Here is an 18,071-nt window from a genome sequence, read left to right on the forward strand (position 1 = left end):
ATTTTTATATATTAGATGCTATATAATAAGAGTGGTAAACTGTGATTTTAATAAAAGGTGAAACAATGAACTATAATTATCAACAGCAACAATACGCAATGGCGGCGCCCTCTGCAGAAATTCGCTCGCAGGTAATGCGCAATACTTATTTGCTGCTTGCTCTATCTCTAATTCCAACAGCAATTGGCGCGCTAATTGGTGTTAATATGTCTTTCATGTTCCTAATGGGTAGTCCAATCATGGGTAGCTTGCTACTTATCGGTGCTATGTACTTCCTAATGTTCATGATTGAAAAGAATAAATATAGCTTTGCCGGAATCGTCTGGATGATGGCGTTTACGTTTTTGATGGGCTTACTGCTTGGTCCATTATTTCAAGTCGCATTACGTCTGCCAAATGGTAGTCAGCTAATTTTACTTGCCGCAGTCTTAACTTCAGCAGTATTTTTTGCGATGAGCGCAATTGCTTATACCATAAAAAGAGAAACACCATTTTTGACTAATTTCCTTGCAATTGGCGGGATTGTAATTATGGTTGGGGTTATAGCTAATATCTTCCTACACTTACCAATGTTTCATTTAATGTTGTGTGGTGCATTTGTAATCTTCTCTTCATTAATGATACTTTGGCAAGTTAACCAGATTATCACTGGTGGAGAAACCAATTACATTTCAGCAACTTTAAGTCTATATGTTAGTCTGTATAATCTGTTTACGAGTTTATTACAGATTATCATTGCATTATCTGGTAATGACAGACGTTAATTAGTTAATATAACAAAGATCGCCATTTATGTGGCGGTCTTTTTTTATGTCTAGAATAAATTCAGTTATAATTTCTGTTTATATAGTTAGTAACGATCATAAATAGCAATTTTATCGAGTATAGTTTGTCATGAAAATTATTCAATATCCCGGTAGTTCATTTCGACTCCACCAACCATTTCCTCCAGCAGGAGATCAGCCAACTGCAATTAGTGGGCTAGTCGAAGGCCTAAAAGATGGTTTACAATACCAAACCTTACTTGGTGTAACTGGTAGTGGAAAAACCTATACCATGGCAAATATAATCGCGGAAACTGGTCGTCCAGCATTAATCATGGTGCATAATAAAACATTGGCAGCACAGCTTTATGCCGAATTTCGTGATTTCTTCCCAGAAAATGCGGTTGAATATTTTGTCTCTTATTATGATTACTATCAGCCAGAAGCTTATGTTCCACATAAGGATCTATTTATTGAAAAAGATTCTTCAATCAATGAACATATCGAACAGATGCGTTTGTCGGCAACTAAATCACTTCTTGAGCGCGATGATACAATAATCGTTGCAACGGTTTCAGCAATTTACGGGATTGGTGATGAGGCAGCTTATCGGCAAATGATTCTGCATCTGAAAGAGGGTAATACGCTAACTCAGCAGGAAATAATCAAACAGCTAGTAAATATGCAATACCAGCGTGAAGATATTGAATTTAAACGGGGTACATTCCGTATTCGTGGTGATACCATTGATGTATTCCCGGCTGAGTATTATGATAAAGCAATTAGAATTAGCCTTTTTGATGATGAAATTGACGGATTATTTCTCTTTGATCCATTAACTGGCAAGATTGAGCAAAGAATCGGCAGATTTACGGTATTCCCATCTTCACACTACGTCACGCCCCGTGAAACAATCATGTCTGCTACCGAGACAATCAAAGTTGAACTAGAAAAAAGAATCCGTGAGTATGAAGCGAATGGCAAAACTATCGAAGCATATCGAATAAAACAGCGCACAGAGTTTGATCTGGAAATGCTAACTGAGATTGGATTTTGTAAAGGAATTGAAAACTATTCCCGCCATCTAACTGGACGTGCACCCGGCGAACCACCACCGACATTGATTGATTATTTGCCGGCTAATTCAATTTTGTTTGTCGATGAATCACATGTTACAATTTCGCAAATCGGTGGGATGTATAATGGTGATCGGGCACGTAAGCAAAATCTGGTAGACTATGGCTTCAGGCTCCCTTCTGCAATGGATAATCGTCCACTTCGCTTTGAAGAGTTTGAGCAAAGAATGCCACAAACCATAATGGTATCAGCGACACCAGGTAAATATGAAGCAGAGCATCAGGATAATCTGGTTGAACAGGTAGTTCGCCCAACCGGGCTTCTTGATCCGATTATTGAAGTTCGTCCAGTTGAATTTCAGGTTGATGATCTACTTCATGAAATTAAAATTCGCAAAGAACTTAATCAGCGTGTCTTAGTTACTACGCTTACCAAGAAAATGTCTGAAAAACTAAGTGAATACTATGCTGAAAATGGCATTCGGGTTCGTTACCTGCATTCAGATATTGATACTGTTGAACGAGTCGAAATTATCCGCGATTTACGCTTAGGTGTTTTTGATGTGTTAGTCGGAGTAAATCTACTGCGTGAAGGGCTTGATATGCCAGAAGTAAGTCTGGTGGCAATCTTTGATGCGGATAAAGAAGGCTTCTTGCGTTCTGAGCGTTCATTAATCCAAACTGTCGGACGGGCTGCTAGAAATAGTGAGGGGCGTGCGATATTTTATGCAGATAAAATTACCAAAGCAATGCAAGTTGCGCTTGATGAAACAAAACGCCGGCGTGAAAAACAGCTTAGTCATAATGAGAAATTTGGAATTACTCCATTAACAGTAGTCAAACCAATTAATGATATTATTGATGGCGTGTATCGTGAAGAGAAAAAGCAGAAGTTTGAAATCAAATTACCAAAAGGTTTAAGCGATAAAGAATTGACTAAGCTGGTAAAACAGGTAGAAAAACGCATGAAAGAACACTCTATGAATCTGGAGTTTGAAGAAGCGGCAAAATGTCGCGATGAATTGAAAGTATTAAAAGAACTATTATTTAAGAACTAGTTAGGGGTTAATTATTAATGAGTAGTTTTATTATTGGAGTAGCTGGCGGATCTGGCTCGGGTAAATCAACGGTAACCGATCATATCGTCAACGCAATTGGTGAAGAAAATGTAGCCATTTTAGTTCAGGATAATTATTATCTGGATCTGGTACACCTTACCCACGAACAGCGAAGGAAAGTAAATTTTGACCATCCTGATGCCTTTGATTGGGAATTGATGTTAAAGCATATCGATTGTCTGGCAAATGGTTTACCAATTGAGATGCCTACTTATGATTATACTCTTGATATCAGAAAGACTGAAACTCTAACTGTAATGCCTGCGCCAATAATCGTGGTTGAGGGATTATTCGCCCTTCTTGATGCCAAAATCCGCAAATATATGACACTTAGAATATATGTCGATACGGCAGATGATATCCGTTTTATCCGTAGGCTTGAGCGCGATATTCATGAGCGTGGTCGTAGTACTGATTCAGTAATCAAACAATATCTGGAATCTGTTCGTCCGATGCATAAACAATTTATCGAACCAACCAAACGCAATGCGCATATTATAATTCCACACGGGGCAAATAAAGCTGCGCTGGAAATGATTGTTGCCAGAGTTCGCGCTGCAATTAACAAAGAAGAGCTGGACGTAAGCAGCTATTTTGATGAGGTCTAACATGAAACCATTCATTATTGGGGTAGCTGGTGGGTCTGGCTCAGGTAAATCAACTGTAACTGAACAGATAATTCATGCCGTTGGTAGCGAAAATGTTACTATTTTTATTCAGGATAATTTCTATCTGGATCGCTCGAACCTAACAATGGAAGAAAGAAACCGGGTAAACTTCGATCATCCAGCAGCTCTTGACTGGGAATTAATGCGTAAACTCTTTGATGACTTGGCTAATGGTGTTCCAATCCAAATGCCACAATATGATTTTACTACCCATACCAGAAAAGCCGAAACAGTTACGATTGCCCCGGCACAGATTATTGTTGTCGAGGGAATTTTTGGGCTTTATGATGAAACAATGTGTAATCATATGGCGTTGCGAATTTTTGTGGATACTGCTGCCGATATTCGCCTAATGCGTAGAATGAAACGCGATATTGGTGAACGAGCACGGACGCTAGATAGTGTTATGGAACAATATTCTAAATTTGTCCGCCCAATGCATAAAAAATTTGTCGAGCCAACCAAGGAAGCTGCACATATAATAATTCCGCATGGCTCAAATAAAGCTGCATTAGAAATGATTGTTTCGCGAATCCAGACGGTTATCAATGGACACAAGATTAATCTTAATCATGACATGTTTTTCGAAGAAGAATAACCATAGAAATCTATAAATATTGGCATAATTAGCTCTTAATTGGGGTATAAAAAAAAGCGGGGCTTTATACGCGCCACTATACAAACCAGTTAAGAGTCAATTATGAACATAACCAATAAATCAATCCAAGCCTACATCCGACATGCGCAAAAACATCTCTAAAAAATATCTAACTTATGGCTAAGGGTATATACTAAAATTAACTTAGCTAAATACAACAATTTGTTATTTTAATAACTAACAAATCCATATCTATATAAATATATATATAATTATCTACATTATGATATGATATTTAGCATATAAACAGAAAGCTAGTAAATGCAATTTGAATGGGATGAAAACAAAAATCAGGCTAATAAAGCCAAACATAATCTTAGCTTTGAAACGGCTAAACATGCATTTATGGATGATAATAAATTGGTTGCGCATAATCGCATAGTTGACGGTGAAGATCGTTATCAAGGTAATAGGTAAAATTGGAGAGATTATTATTATCATGGTTGTATTTACACCGCGCAATGGAAATATTAGAATAATATCAGCCCGCCCAGCAAATAAAAAAGAAAGACTATTGTATGAGAAAGCTAAATAAAAAAGAGCTTGCAGAGTTGGAAGCTCTTAAAAACATCAAAGATGAAGAGATTGATTATAGCGATATTCCCGAAGTCAGTAATCGAGACAGTTTTAAACGAGTATCAAATAAACAATTTAACAAATTTATTAACAGCATGTTACCGTTTGATGAGTTTATGGAACTAATGGAATCTAATGAGCCTGAAATGGTATCGGTGAATATTCGCCTTAATCGTGAGGTTGTGGACTTTTTTAAGCAACACAGCAAAAAGTATCAGGTTAAAATCAACGAAGCATTATTAATGCTGGTACATCAATATAAGCGCCTAAAACATTAATAACTAGCCACTGATTTGATTGGTGGTTTTTATTTGGAATACAATGATTGAATTTATAAAGAAAAACTGGCTAATTGCTGTAATCAGCGGTGCAACTGGTAGCATTATTACAACTATCTTTATTAAGCATTGGTTTAGTAAGGATATGTCCGATATTATTACGAATTGGATAACCGCATTAAGTTCATTGGCTGTAGCTGTATTCGCTTGGATGGCGTATAAGGAGTATTGGAAACAAAAAAAGAAAGAGCAGTTATTTACATTCTTAATCGAAGCAAGCAATTTATTTACAAATGATGCAGTCAGAATATATTTAAAAATCACATCTTATTTGAAAAAACAATATGTAAATTTTAATAGTGGAAATATTTCCATTAAATTCACAAAAGAATATGGAAATTCTTTGATAGCTGAAGCTGATATTATGCGAGAAGAAATACATAAATTTATAAATTTAACGATCCCGGAATGGCGTGGAAAACTACTTTTTCTTGATAGCTTGAGTACGTGTGTTCTTGGAGAAGAAAATAAAATTCATATACATACAGAAGAAAAAATTAATCAAATGAGAGATGAACTAAAGAGAATAAACTGGCATATTTTGAAAATAAAAGCAAAATATCTAAAAGGAATAAATTCATTAGCCAAGCTTAACGAACCAAGCTCTGGTTTTAAAGGAAAATTAACAAAGTGGGATTTAGATAAATTGAAAGAGCCAGTTTTTGGTTTGGAAGAATTATTACATTATTATCTTAAAAATAAATTTTAAACTATATATGTTAGTTTATTCCCTTTAAAATATTTTAACAAAGTCATCAATTTAATTGTATCGTAACTATATGGTTCTGAAAACCCCACTCCGAAAAGCGGAAATCTAATAAGTCGTAAGATGAATATATCCAGCCGTCTTTATTCGGCGTGTCAAGCCCCCATTTTTCTAATTAGAGACTAGGGTTTTGTTAAGCTAAAAAACATTAAGGTAATCAAAAGCCTTTAATGAACATTTGGATAATCCCATAGTACCCAAAGATAGATTACATGGTACGGATAGCAAAGAATGCTACAAGACCAAACTACGTAGCCAAGGCATAAGGTTAGTATATGCCGTAGAAAGAGATCTTGTTACCCTTGTAGTTATTGGGGTAGGCAAACGAGAGAATGATGATGTTTATAATGAGTTACAGTAACAATTAAAGAAAGGTAATATATGAAGCAATCAAAACCGCGCAACTATATTGCGTTAGCATTAATGAAACGTAGTGGAGCTGGCGCACATGTCAAAACCAATAAGGCAAAACGAGCCACAGTCAAGCGACAACTAGCTAAAGAACTAAAGAAACCATCTGAAAATTATTCAGGTGGTTTTTTCTTGCCTGTCATTCCTTCCTTATGATAGTATCAATTCCTGATTAATTAGAATAAGCATTACTTTAATCTAAGTTTCTATATTTGTCAAATTCAGTTATCCAAAATCCGATAAGTAGTTATCATGATTTCGCTATTTACTTCATAGACTAACAGTTTATATAATCACTCCTGTAATTGGTAAATAGTAATTGAAAAGAGGGAAATCATGAGAAATTTTACTAAAATTCAAAAAAATATCTTGACATCATCAATGGTAGCTGCATTACTTGCAGGTTGTAACAGTGGAGTATCTGCTGCTAACGGAGCTACTATGAATAATTCTAGTTTAAGTGGGCGTTCAGCTGATATTTGTGCTGGCGTTGATGTTTGGGATAGTACCAAGGCTTATACTCAAGCTGGTGCATTGGTTATTTATCAGGGTATTGAATACAAAAATAATTGGTGGACTCAAGGAGAAAATCCAGCTGATAATAGTGGTATTACTGGTTCTGGTAAAGTATGGACAAGAATTACAGAATGTGGCTCTATACCGACTCCTGCACCAGCTCCTACCCCAGAGCCAACACCTTCTCCATCCCCGGCTCCGGCTCCAGCTCCTACCCCAACGCCAGAACCAAGTGGCAATTATCCACTTTATCCAGCAGAACGTGGTTCATATATTGCAGGAACAGTAGTTGAAGGCTCAGATGGTAAGCTATATAAATGTTTATCCGAACAGGTAGCTCCTTGGTGTAATAATACTGCGGAATGGGCATATGCACCAGGTGCTGGAAGTGCATGGCAACAGGCATGGGAATTGGCAGATTCTCCATCTCCAACCCCAACGCCAAGTCCTGCACCAGTTCCATCTCCAACTCCAGTGCCTACCCCAGCTCCGGTTCCAGTACCAGTTGAAGGGATACTTTTTAGTGCATATAAAGACGTAGGAATTAATGCTATTTGGGGTAGTGCTAATCTTATGGCAACTAAAGTTATGAATAATTCAGCCGCATCACCTACACCGTTGAGTGATGTAATTGCGACTACAGCAATGAAGACAGTTTCATGGGCATTTGCAACTGGTGAATGTGGTAATGAAAATTGGGGTGGGATGTCGGCTACTTCTTTTGCCCAGCCAAATATTGATGCATTTAAGGCAAAAGGGCTGAATTATGTTGTTTCAACTGGTGGTGCAGTAGGAGCTTTTACCTGTTCAACTGAAGCTGGTATGGATAAATTTATTAATCGTTATAAATCAGCTAATTTTGTCGGTCTAGATTTTGATATTGAAGCTGGTCCACATGGAACAGACTTAACTCAGCTGATAAAAATGATAGCTTACGCACAAAAAAAAGATCCTTCTTTACGAATTAGTTTTACCTTAGCAACCTTGGCTTCTGCTGATGGCGGCAATTTAAATGCACTTGGTAAAGAAGTTGTTACACAAGCAAAGAAAGAGGGAATTAATTTCTCAGTCAATTTGATGGTTATGGATTATGGACCTTCTTCTTCAGCTGTATGTATCATGAATACCGCAGGAACTAATTGCGATATGAATTTGTCAGCGCAGCAGGCAGCAAAAAATGTAAGCAAGGCTTTTGGGATTCCGTTTAGTAAAATTGAATTGACGCCAATGATTGGTGTTAATGACTCAAAAGATAATATCGTTAGTTTGAATGATGCAAAAAATATTGCGGCTTGGTCAAAAGCTAATGGTCTTGCAGGTGTTCATTACTGGTCATTTGATCGTGATGCATCATGTATCAATGATAATGCCACCATAACATGTAGTAGTTCAGTTGGTGGTGTTGCAATGCAAACTGCTCCTCTTCAGTACTTAAACGCATTTGCTTCTGGGTTACAATAAAATTTTCCAATCTTAGCCCTAGTTTTTAGGGCTTTTTGCGGCTATTCAAAATAAAAAGACAGCTAATGCTGTCTTTTTATTTAACAATTGCCTTTGCTTCGGCAAGTACCTGATCAATTTTAGTTATATCAGTACCACCAGCTTGTGCCAGATCAGGACGTCCACCGCCCTTACCACCGACAATAGTTGCCAGTTTACCAACGATTTCACCGGCTTTATACTGATTAGTCAAATCTTTGGTAACCCCAACTGCCAGATTAACGCGTTCACCATTAACTGCACCGATCACAACAACACCGCTACCTAGTTTATCTTTGAATTTATCAATTAATTCAACAATGGTTTTACTTTCGGTATTATCCATACGTAATACTAGAAGCTTGGCATTATTCGCGATTGCGGTTGCCTGATCAAGAAGTTTATCTGCCTGGCTACTTGCCAGTTTGGCCTTCAATTCGGCAATCTCTTTGGCTAATGTTTTGTTATCCGCAATTAGACTTTCAATCTTATTATTTACAATATCATTACTTTGCGCTTTTAGCTGATCACGAGCTTTATCCAAAATCGCCATATTTGCTTGCATCCGTTTTAGTGCCGCTTCACCAGTTATAGCTTCAATCCGGCGTACGCCATTGGCAACACCACCTTCACTAGTAATGGTAAAAAAGCCAATATCGCCAGTCTGACTGATATGGGTTCCGCCACAAAGCTCAGTTGAAAAATCACCCATTTTAACCACTCGCACCTTGTCGCCGTATTTCTCACCAAATAATGCCATTGCGCCATTTTTGATCGCATCATCATAGCTCATTTCGGCAACTTGAACTTGATAATTCTGCATAATTACATGATTAACAATTCGTTCAATCTCTTCAACCTGTTCCTGACTTAGCCCTTTATCATTAGCAAAATCAAAACGGGTATAATCAGAATTAACCAATGAACCTTTTTGCGTAGCATGTGCTCCAACTACTTCGTGTAGTGCCTTATGTAATAGATGTGTCACCGAATGATTACGCGCCGTTGCCATCCGTTTATGTAGATCTATCGTTGCAACTACCTTATCGCCAACTTTTACGCTACCAATAGATAATTTTCCGCTATGCCCATGTACTGCTGCACGAATCTTTTGCGTATCGCTAACTTCAAACAAGCAGCTAGCGCCACCATTAATGGCAATTGTTCCGCTATCACCAACCTGTCCACCGGATTCGGCATAAAATACTGTATTATCAAGAACAATAATTCCGTCCTGCCCTGCAACTAGCTCATTAACAGCAAGACCATCATAATAAAGAGCCGTAACTTTAGCCTCGCACGAGGTAGCTGCATAGCCAGCAAAGATAGTTTCACAGCCGCTATATTCTAGTGCATCGCTCATTTTGAATTTACCTGCTGCTTTTGCCATTTCCCGCTGATGTGCCATGTGTTTTTCAAAGCCTTCGATATCAACAGTAATTTCATGTTCGCGACAAACATCTTGTGTTAGATCTAGAGGAAAACCATATGTATCATAGAGTTTGAATGCAATTTCACCAGATAACTGCTTGATATTAGATTGTAATTGTTCATGCAAAAGAGTCATTCCATGTTCAATCGTTTGGAAGAAACGCTCCTCTTCCTGCTGAATAGTCTTCTCAATCAACTCTTGATTAAGAATCAACTCAGGATAAGCATCACCCATCTCGGTGACCAATGTTGCCACTAGTTTATAGAAAAATGGTTCACGGCGTCCAAGCTTGTACCCATGCCGAATTGCACGCCGGATAATACGACGCAGTACATAACCACGTCCATCATTCGACGGCAAAGCTCCATCAGCAATTAAGAAAGATACCGAACGGATATGATCAGCTAGTACTTTTAACGATGCGTTGTTTTTATCGGTACAATTAGTAATTGCACTAGCACTGTTGATTAAATTTACAAAAAGATCAATCTCATAATTGCTATGCACATGCTGTAGAACTGCTGAAATTCGTTCTATTCCCATACCAGTATCAACCGATGGCTTAGGTAGTGGATGTAAATTACCCTGTTCATCACGGTTAAACTGCATAAAGACATTATTCCAGATTTCGATATAACGATCGCCATCTTCTTCAGGAGTTCCCGGTAAGCCACCCCAGATACCTTCACCGTGATCATAAAAAATCTCAGTACATGGACCACAAGGACCAGTTTCACCCATTTGCCAGAAATTATCTGAACCACCACCCGGTTTATCACAAATCCGGATAATTCGCTTAGCATCAATTCCAATTTCTTTATTCCAGATAGCAAATGCTTCATCATCAGTATGATAAACGGTTACATACAGTTTATCTTTGGGTAAATTAAGCCATTCTGGAGAAGTTAAAAATTCCCACGCGTATTTAATTGCATCAGTTTTAAAATAATCACCAAAGCTGAAATTGCCAAGCATTTCAAAAAACGTATGATGGCGCGCAGTATAACCAACATTTTCTAAGTCATTATGTTTACCACCAGCACGAACACATTTTTGTGCCGTAACAGCTCGAGTATAATCACGTTTTTCTAAACCAAGAAATGTATCTTTGAACTGGTTCATCCCAGCATTAGTAAATAAAAGAGTAGGGTCATCATGAGGGATCAACGAGCTTGATTTTACTGCTTCGTGCCCTTTGCTTCTGAAAAAATCGATAAATTTATTACGAATCTGATTAACTTGCATACTTGTCCTGAATAGAGAAATTAGTTATAACCCATTATTTTAGCATGCTGTCTTGTCTGTTATTAAGGCTAATTGAGCTTAGCTGATCTATTCAAAATCAAATATGATGAATAACTATTAAACTGCTTGATATATCGCGATGAATTTTAAAATAAAACCAGTCATTTTGCTTTGTTGTTAGTCGTTTTTAAGAATTAGCGATGAGGGAAGCCTGCTTCTGGTAAAATAATGTGATATTTCGGATACATAAGGTTGGGTTAATTCCTGATCACCTATCTGCCACAGCATGAAGATTGCCTGGTTCAACAAAAATCTGAACTTGTCTTGTATATTTGTTTATTTGTAATGATTCGGTTTTGTAATAGATTAAAAGCTTCTTTTATTGCTGTGGGTATAATGAATTATTGAGAAAAAAATGACAGAATTTGAAATTGTGTGGCAGCAATGTGTTATGCTGATTAAAGAACAGGGAATTATTTCAGATGCAGAATATAATACTTGGTTCAGAAATCTTATTCCGCGTGCAAATAATTCAAAAATGGAAGTGGTTGCCGGAAATCGCCTAATTCATGATTTTATCAACAAAAAGTATTGGGCAAAAGTTAGTTCCATTCTTCAGGAGCTTAATAATGGCACAGAGGTAGATTTCATTGTAGATAAGCCTGTTGCTGCTAAAATAACTCAGGAAATAGGAAATAGCTCGAATCTTTTAGTCAAAGCTGAGCCTGTGCTTGAAATTGAAAGTGTTGCGATTTCAAGAAGCAAAAACTCTATTAAACCAAAGGTTGAAAAAGAGGTTTTGACACAGCTGCATCAGTCAACAAAATTGAATAAAGATTTTACTTTTGATAGTCTTATTCGTGGTAATTCGAATCAACTTGCCTATGCTATTGGCATGCATATTACCCAAGACCCGGGAAATAGGAATCATAATCCTCTGTTTGTTTATGGTGGGGTTGGGCTTGGGAAAACTCACTTGATGCAGGCAATAGGAAATGAGATCTATCGCAAAAACCCCAATGCTAAGATCCGCTATTTACATGCAAATGATTATATTCAGGATGTCGTGAAGGCATCAATGCGACAGGGGTTTGATGAATTAAAACGTTATTATAATGGTCTTGATTTACTTCTAATGGATGATATTCAATTCATTGCCGGAGATAAGACTAAAACGCAGGAAGAATTTTTTTATACTTTTAATAACCTTTTAGATAAAGGTAAACAAGTTATAATGACCTGCGATACTTTTCCAAAAAATATCAACAACTTAAATGAGCGTCTAATTTCAAGATTTGCCTCGGGACTAACCGTAGAAATTCAGCCACCAGAGCTGGAAATGCGAGTCGCGATTCTTAAAAATAAAGCTTTGCGCAGCAATATAGATCTTGATGACGAAGTGGCTTTTTTTATCGGACAAAATATCAAATCCAATGTGCGAGAGCTTGAGGGAGCACTGAATAAGGTGATTTATCATGCTAAATTCTCACGTAAGGGGCTTAGTATAGCCATAGCGAAGGAAGCATTGATCGATATTATTGCCAGTGAAGTGCGTACTGTGTCAATTGATGATATTCAGAAGGTTGTGTGTGATTTTTATAAAATTAAAATTTCGGATTTACTTTCTAGTAAGCGGACACAGCTGATTGCCAGACCAAGGCAAATAGCAATGACGCTTTCCAAAGAGCTTACCCAGCACAGTTTACCTGCTATTGGAGAGGCTTTTGGTGGACGCGATCATACCACTGTTCTTCACGCGCAGAAAACAATTTCTCAGTTGCGTGAAAAGGATGAGAAAATCGAGCGCGAATACAAATTATTAATTCAGATGTTGCAAAATTAATTTTTGGGGTATATCATGCAGTTAAAGTTTCAAAGAGATGCACTACTTAAACCACTGGCTTTGACAACCGGCTTTGTCGAAAAAAAACAGACCATGCCGATTCTGTCAAATGTTTACCTAAGAAAACAGGGCGATTTGGTGACAATCATTGCCAATGACATGGAAATTCAAGCAACTTTGCTGGTCAAGTCTGGGATTGAGGGTGATGATTTGGCGATAACTGTTCCTGCCAAGAAATTACAGGATGTATTGAAAGCTTTGCCTGAAACAGAGGTTGTTCTAAGCATTACAGATAATAAGGTTACAGTTAAGTCTGGTCGCGCTAAATTTACGCTACAGAGCTTGCCAGCGGATCATTATCCATTGCTACGCGTAAATGAGGACTGTATTGGACAGTTAGTGATTTCCCAACGCAACTTACGTGAGCTAATTAGTAAAGTTCAATATTCAATGGCAGTAAATGACAGTCGTGTATTTTTGAATGGTATGCTTCTGGAAGTGAAAAATAATCAGTTAAGCCTAGTTGCTACAGATGCACATCGCTTGAGTTATGTTAATTTTCCGTTGGCAGATATGTTGCCAGATATTAGTTCAATAGTTCCTCGTAAAACGGTTATGGAGCTCGCTCGCCTTTTGGAAGATAGCGATAATCCGGTAACTATCAAGGTTTATAATAACCAAGTAATGTTTGAGACTGAAGACAAACAACTGATTACTAAGGTTATTGATGGCAAGTATCCTGATTATGAACGGGTTATACCATTAACCAATGATAAGTTATGTCTGATTAATCGGCAGGAGTTGCTGCGGGTTGTCCAGCGAGTAGCTGTAATCGGAATAGATAAATTAAAAACTATTGTTTTGGAATTAAAACCAAACTTAATAACAGTTAGTTGCCGTAACGAAGATCAGGAAGAGTCCCGTGATGAATTAAGTATTCAGTACGGCAATGATGCTGAATTGCGCCTAAATTTTAATATTAGCTATATTCTTGATGTTTTAAATAATATTGATGAAGAAAATTTACAGTGGGCATTTTTTGATAATCAGCGTAGTGTGCTTGTAACAGTACCTAATCAAGTTGATTTCAAATATGTAATCATGCCATTACGTGCCTAAATGGGTGCTTAATAAATAATACTAAATAAGCTTTAGACTGAACCCAAGTGGTTTTCTAAAAGGATGAAAAATGACAGAAATTAATCAGCAAAATTACGATAGTAGCAGTATTAAAGTCCTAAAAGGTCTTGATGCAGTACGTAAACGCCCAGGAATGTATATTGGTGATACACAAGATGGGACTGGTTTACACCATATGGTTTTTGAGGTACTGGATAATGCAATTGATGAAGCTCTTGCTGGGCACTGTAATGCGATTAAAGTAATCATCCATGAAGATAACTCAATTTCAGTTGAAGATAATGGACGTGGTATTCCAACTGATATCCATCCAGAAGAGGGGCGCTCGGCTGCAGAAGTAATCATGACTGTCCTCCATGCTGGTGGTAAATTTGATAGTAATTCATACAAAATATCAGGTGGTTTACATGGGGTTGGGGTATCAGTAGTTAATGCCTTATCTGACTGGTTACGCCTGACTATCTGGCGTGATGGTAAAGAACATTGGATGGAATTTAATCATGGTGATGCCGTTGCCCCATTAAAATTACAAGGTGATGCTCCTAGTGGTAAAAAAGGTACTCGAGTCCAGTTTATGGCGAGTAGCGAGACTTTTGGTGTGGTTGAATATCATTATGATATTCTAGCAAAACGGATTCGCGAACTTTCATTTCTTAATAATGGCGTAAATATTATTTTGGCAGATTTACGGACTGGTAAAGAAGAGAATTTTGCCTATTCGGGTGGGGTTTCAGGCTTTGTTGCCTATATGAACCGCAGTAAAAGTGTACTTCATCAAAAGATTTTTCATTGTAATGGTGAAAAAGAGGGTATGGGTGTCGAAGTTGCCATGCAATGGAATGATTCATATGCAGAAAATATCCAGTGTTTTACCAATAATATTCCGCAACGCGATGGTGGTTCACATTTATCTGCCTTACGTACAGTAATGACGCGGACACTTAATCAATATATCGAAGAAACGGAACTTGCCAAAAAAGCCAAGGTAACAACCAGTGGTGATGATATGCGCGAAGGGCTAACCTGTGTTGTATCGGTTAAATTGCCAGATCCGAAATTTTCTTCTCAAACTAAAGACAAGCTAGTTTCATCAGAAATCTCTCCTGTAGTTCAAGAGATAGTTAATGAAGCTTTAAAAACATATTTATTAGAAAATCCGATTGATGCCAAAATTATTTGTGGCAAGATCGTTGAAGCCGCTAGAGCGCGTGAGGCGGCACGTAAGGCGCGTGAATTAACTCGGCGTAAGGGTATTCTTGATGGTATGGGATTACCGGGTAAACTTGCTGATTGCCAAGAAAAAGATCCGGCAAATAGCGAACTATACCTAGTCGAGGGGGACTCTGCGGGTGGCTCTGCTAAGCAAGGACGGGACCGGAAAAATCAAGCAATCTTGCCGTTAAAAGGTAAGATTCTCAATGTAGAGAAAGCTCGCTTTGATAAAATGTTATCATCACAAGAAGTTGCAACCCTAATTACAGCTCTTGGTACCGGGATAGGTAAAGATGAATATAATGCAGATAAACTACGTTATCATCGCATTATTATCATGACGGATGCCGATGTCGATGGTGCACATATCCGGACACTATTATTAACTTTCTTTTATCGTCAAATGCCTGAATTGGTTGAACGTGGACATATTTATATTGCCCAACCACCATTATTCAAAGTTAAACAGGGTAAAAATGAACGTTATGTAAAAGATGAAGACGAATTAAATCAATACCTTCTTGAATTAGCTCTGACAGAAGCCAAATTCACGGCAGATGGACAAACCCTACTTGAAAAAGAGTCTCTTGCAAACTGTGCCAAAGTATTTCTAAAAGCGCAACAAATAATTGAATCTCATGGCAGATTTATGGATAAAGTAGTATTAGGTGCACTACTACACCTACCAAGATTAAGTCTAACAACGCAAGAATCAGCAGACAAAGCATGCGAATTACTAGCAAGTGCATTAAGCGGGCACAAGGTAAGCTTTGAAGCTATGTTTGATGATATAAAACAAACTTATCGTTTAAAAATCGTTCGAATTGAGCATGGTAATTATATCATTACCAATTTAGATGGGTATTTTGTCGAAAGTGGCGATTATTCGCGAATTGTTAAAGCTGCGGAAATGGTCGCTACAATTAGTGGTGCTAATCTAATGATAAGCAGAGGTGAGAATGGTAAGCAGGTAAATAGCTTTGCTGAAGGTCTTGAATGGCTGATGGGTGAAGTCAAGAAAGGCATGAATATTCAGCGTTACAAAGGTCTGGGAGAGATGAATGCGGAACAACTATGGGAAACGACAATGGATCCAAGTGTACGTCGCCTTCTAAAAGTTACTATTGAAGACGCTATTGCCGCAGATAATATATTTAGTACCTTGATGGGTGATGAGGTTGAGCCACGGCGTAATTTCATTGAAAGTAATGCCCTGATGGCAAGAAATGTTGATATTTAACCCAATATTTTAGGAACCAAAAATGCAAACTATTGATTTCGCGACATTTGAACCCCACCATATTCATGCCTGCCGTGAAGATTTTCTTGGTAATGGCGATGTTGGGCGCTATGTTTTTATCCCAGGTTCTAATGATAGAGCGCAAAGTATTGCTGATAAATACTTTACCAATGTGGTTGTCCGTCAAAGTAAACGGGGACATCATCTTTATTTGGGTGATATGGAAATCAACGGAAAAACCTTTAAAGTTGCATCTATTTCCACCGGGATGGGCACACCTAGTGTTGATTTGATTTTAAGTGAACTGATTATCCTTGGTGCAAAAAGATTTTTGCGGGTAGGAACTGCTGGCTCCATGCAACCAGATGTCCGCGTTGGAGATGTTGTTTTTGCTACAGCCTCAGTTCGTGATGAATCTACCAGCGTAAATTATGTACCATATCAATTCCCTGCTGTTGCCTCACTCGATTTTACTTGCGTAGCAAATAATGTACGTAAAGAAGTAGACTACCGCGTGAGAATGGGAGTTGTACATACTAAAGACTCTTTATTTGCTAGAGAGTTTCTATGCGGGCCTTCAGGTCAGGATAGTATCTCCTTTGTAAATAAAATGAAAGCTTATGGGGTAATGGCTACAGAGATGGAAAGCTCACATATTTTTGTATTATCAAAAATTTATGCCAAACTATTAGGCTATAGTATAAAAAGTGGCTGTGTTCTTGGTGTTATTGGCGACGATGATCCATTCTCTAATGATAAAGAAGCACAAGATCTTGCTATTCAAAATGCAGTAGATTTTGGGGTCAGGTTAATAAAAAATATGGCAGCTGAGGAAGTAGCATGATTGTTCAATTATTCTCATTAATTGGTGCATTTGCATTACTAAGTGCCTTCTTCATAAATAATACAGAAGTAATTAAAAATAAAGATCGTGCATTATGGCTTAACTTTGTTGGTGCATTTATCTTAACAATTACAGCTTATATTGAACATCAATATGGCTTTATCGTACTTGAAGGATCTTGGACATTAATTAGTCTTCATAGTATAGTAAAATATTTACGAAGAAAAAAATAGTTTTATGAATAAGCAAATTACTATTAATTATACTTGTTTTGATTCAATACATGAACTAACAGCAGCTGATAAAATGCTTGTCGAATTAGCTAGAGAAACTACAAACAGTGCTTATGCGCCCTACTCTAAATTTCATGTTGGTGCTATAGCTAAATTAACCAATGGATATATCGCTAAAGGATCAAATCAGGAAAATGTTAGTTATCCAGTATGTATGTGTGCTGAGCAAACATTAGTTCTAGGTCTAGTAAATGAATTAAATGCTGGAAATAAAATTGAGACCATTGCCGTTAGTTATAATACCCAAAATGGACGAACAGATATACCTGCTTCCCCTTGTGGAAAATGTAGACAGTTCTTATTTGAGTTTGAAACTAGGCAAAAACAAAATATCCGGATAATAATGTCTGGTATGAGTGGCGCGGTACACATTGTGGATTCAGTAGCGGATTTGCTACCATTTGCTTTTAATAGTGAATTTTAAAAAGCTGGCTTTAAAAGCCAGCTTTTTA

General features: G+C 37.5%; 17 protein-coding genes. 16 read left to right on the forward strand and 1 reads right to left on the reverse strand.

Going from position 1 to position 18,071, the window contains the following annotated elements; all coding sequences use genetic code 11:
- Positions 1–65 precede the first annotated feature (65 nt).
- From CUN60_RS00935 to CUN60_RS00980, 10 genes are all read left to right on the forward strand, one after another.
- Entirely contained in the window at positions 66–764 is a 699-nt protein-coding gene (locus tag CUN60_RS00935; protein ID WP_102950225.1) for a Bax inhibitor-1/YccA family protein, read from the forward strand.
- A gap of 130 nt (positions 765–894) precedes the next feature.
- A complete protein-coding gene (gene uvrB / locus CUN60_RS00940; RefSeq protein ID WP_102950226.1) occupies positions 895–2,898 on the forward strand; it encodes an excinuclease ABC subunit UvrB in 2,004 nt (667 codons plus the stop codon).
- Between the two features lie 17 nt (positions 2,899–2,915).
- Positions 2,916–3,566, forward strand: coding sequence for a uridine kinase (gene udk / locus CUN60_RS00945; RefSeq protein ID WP_102950227.1), 651 nt, complete (start codon positions 2,916–2,918; stop codon positions 3,564–3,566).
- 1 nt (position 3,567) lies between these two features.
- Positions 3,568–4,224, forward strand: a complete 657-nt coding sequence (udk, locus tag CUN60_RS00950; protein WP_102950228.1) for a uridine kinase — start codon at positions 3,568–3,570, stop codon at positions 4,222–4,224.
- Positions 4,225–4,545: 321 nt separating this feature from the next.
- On the forward strand, positions 4,546–4,701 hold the full coding sequence (locus CUN60_RS13035; protein WP_222593278.1) for a BrnT family toxin: 156 nt from the start codon (positions 4,546–4,548) through the stop codon (positions 4,699–4,701).
- Between the two features lie 22 nt (positions 4,702–4,723).
- Positions 4,724–4,819, forward strand: coding sequence for a BrnT family toxin (locus tag CUN60_RS13425; protein WP_222593279.1), 96 nt, complete (start codon positions 4,724–4,726; stop codon positions 4,817–4,819).
- On the forward strand, positions 4,803–5,138 hold the full coding sequence (locus CUN60_RS00960) for a BrnA antitoxin family protein (RefSeq protein ID WP_102950229.1): 336 nt from the start codon (positions 4,803–4,805) through the stop codon (positions 5,136–5,138). Before CUN60_RS13425 ends, CUN60_RS00960 begins: the two co-directional genes overlap by 17 nt.
- A 43-nt stretch (positions 5,139–5,181) precedes the next feature.
- Positions 5,182–5,907, forward strand: a complete 726-nt coding sequence (locus tag CUN60_RS00965; RefSeq protein ID WP_102950230.1) for a hypothetical protein — start codon at positions 5,182–5,184, stop codon at positions 5,905–5,907.
- Between the two features lie 438 nt (positions 5,908–6,345).
- Positions 6,346–6,531: a hypothetical protein gene (locus CUN60_RS00975; RefSeq protein ID WP_102950232.1), complete on the forward strand. Its 186-nt coding sequence runs from the start codon at positions 6,346–6,348 to the stop codon at positions 6,529–6,531.
- Positions 6,532–6,711: 180 nt separating this feature from the next.
- Entirely contained in the window at positions 6,712–8,352 is a 1,641-nt protein-coding gene (locus CUN60_RS00980) for a carbohydrate-binding protein (RefSeq protein ID WP_102950233.1), read from the forward strand.
- A gap of 76 nt (positions 8,353–8,428) precedes the next feature.
- On the opposite strand, the gene alaS is transcribed toward CUN60_RS00980, so the two are convergent.
- Positions 8,429–11,047, reverse strand: coding sequence for an alanine--tRNA ligase (alaS, locus tag CUN60_RS00985; protein WP_102950234.1), 2,619 nt, complete (start codon positions 11,045–11,047; stop codon positions 8,429–8,431).
- A gap of 415 nt (positions 11,048–11,462) precedes the next feature.
- On the opposite strand from alaS, the gene dnaA reads away from it, so the two are divergent.
- The 6 genes from dnaA (at position 11,463) to CUN60_RS01015 (ending at position 18,043) form a co-directional block, all read left to right on the forward strand.
- The gene (gene dnaA, locus CUN60_RS00990) at positions 11,463–12,890 is read left to right on the forward strand and encodes a chromosomal replication initiator protein DnaA (protein ID WP_102950235.1); all 1,428 of its coding nucleotides are present in this window, start codon (positions 11,463–11,465) and stop codon (positions 12,888–12,890) included.
- A gap of 15 nt (positions 12,891–12,905) precedes the next feature.
- On the forward strand, positions 12,906–14,009 hold the full coding sequence (gene dnaN / locus CUN60_RS00995; RefSeq protein ID WP_102950236.1) for a DNA polymerase III subunit beta: 1,104 nt from the start codon (positions 12,906–12,908) through the stop codon (positions 14,007–14,009).
- 70 nt (positions 14,010–14,079) lie between these two features.
- Positions 14,080–16,482, forward strand: a complete 2,403-nt coding sequence (gene gyrB / locus CUN60_RS01000; RefSeq protein ID WP_102950237.1) for a DNA topoisomerase (ATP-hydrolyzing) subunit B — start codon at positions 14,080–14,082, stop codon at positions 16,480–16,482.
- Positions 16,483–16,504: 22 nt separating this feature from the next.
- Positions 16,505–17,326 (forward strand): phosphorylase family protein, encoded by an 822-nt coding sequence (locus tag CUN60_RS01005; RefSeq protein ID WP_102950238.1) that lies wholly within the window; start codon positions 16,505–16,507, stop codon positions 17,324–17,326.
- The gene (locus CUN60_RS01010; protein WP_102950239.1) at positions 17,323–17,559 is read left to right on the forward strand and encodes a CBU_0592 family membrane protein; all 237 of its coding nucleotides are present in this window, start codon (positions 17,323–17,325) and stop codon (positions 17,557–17,559) included. Before CUN60_RS01005 ends, CUN60_RS01010 begins: the two co-directional genes overlap by 4 nt.
- A gap of 4 nt (positions 17,560–17,563) precedes the next feature.
- On the forward strand, positions 17,564–18,043 hold the full coding sequence (locus CUN60_RS01015) for a cytidine deaminase (RefSeq protein ID WP_102950240.1): 480 nt from the start codon (positions 17,564–17,566) through the stop codon (positions 18,041–18,043).
- Positions 18,044–18,071 lie beyond the last annotated feature (28 nt).

The sequence above is a fragment of the Aquella oligotrophica genome, assembly GCF_002892535.1.
In the GTDB taxonomy this organism is placed as follows: Bacteria; Pseudomonadota; Gammaproteobacteria; order Burkholderiales; family UBA11063; genus Aquella; species Aquella oligotrophica.

Bases quoted from the DNA above. Each gene is read 5' to 3' on its own strand.
- CUN60_RS00935 (WP_102950225.1), top strand. From the start codon at position 66: ATGAACTATAATTATCAACAGCAACAATACGCAATGGCGGCGCCCTCT.
- uvrB (WP_102950226.1), top strand. From the start codon at position 895: ATGAAAATTATTCAATATCCCGGTAGTTCATTTCGACTCCACCAACCA.
- udk (WP_102950227.1), top strand. From the start codon at position 2,916: ATGAGTAGTTTTATTATTGGAGTAGCTGGCGGATCTGGCTCGGGTAAA.
- udk (WP_102950228.1), top strand. From the start codon at position 3,568: ATGAAACCATTCATTATTGGGGTAGCTGGTGGGTCTGGCTCAGGTAAA.
- CUN60_RS13035 (WP_222593278.1), top strand. From the start codon at position 4,546: ATGCAATTTGAATGGGATGAAAACAAAAATCAGGCTAATAAAGCCAAA.
- CUN60_RS13425 (WP_222593279.1), top strand. From the start codon at position 4,724: ATGGTTGTATTTACACCGCGCAATGGAAATATTAGAATAATATCAGCC.
- CUN60_RS00960 (WP_102950229.1), top strand. From the start codon at position 4,803: ATGAGAAAGCTAAATAAAAAAGAGCTTGCAGAGTTGGAAGCTCTTAAA.
- CUN60_RS00965 (WP_102950230.1), top strand. From the start codon at position 5,182: ATGATTGAATTTATAAAGAAAAACTGGCTAATTGCTGTAATCAGCGGT.
- CUN60_RS00975 (WP_102950232.1), top strand. From the start codon at position 6,346: ATGAAGCAATCAAAACCGCGCAACTATATTGCGTTAGCATTAATGAAA.
- CUN60_RS00980 (WP_102950233.1), top strand. From the start codon at position 6,712: ATGAGAAATTTTACTAAAATTCAAAAAAATATCTTGACATCATCAATG.
- alaS (WP_102950234.1), bottom strand. From the start codon at position 11,047: ATGCAAGTTAATCAGATTCGTAATAAATTTATCGATTTTTTCAGAAGC.
- dnaA (WP_102950235.1), top strand. From the start codon at position 11,463: ATGACAGAATTTGAAATTGTGTGGCAGCAATGTGTTATGCTGATTAAA.
- dnaN (WP_102950236.1), top strand. From the start codon at position 12,906: ATGCAGTTAAAGTTTCAAAGAGATGCACTACTTAAACCACTGGCTTTG.
- gyrB (WP_102950237.1), top strand. From the start codon at position 14,080: ATGACAGAAATTAATCAGCAAAATTACGATAGTAGCAGTATTAAAGTC.
- CUN60_RS01005 (WP_102950238.1), top strand. From the start codon at position 16,505: ATGCAAACTATTGATTTCGCGACATTTGAACCCCACCATATTCATGCC.
- CUN60_RS01010 (WP_102950239.1), top strand. From the start codon at position 17,323: ATGATTGTTCAATTATTCTCATTAATTGGTGCATTTGCATTACTAAGT.
- CUN60_RS01015 (WP_102950240.1), top strand. From the start codon at position 17,564: ATGAATAAGCAAATTACTATTAATTATACTTGTTTTGATTCAATACAT.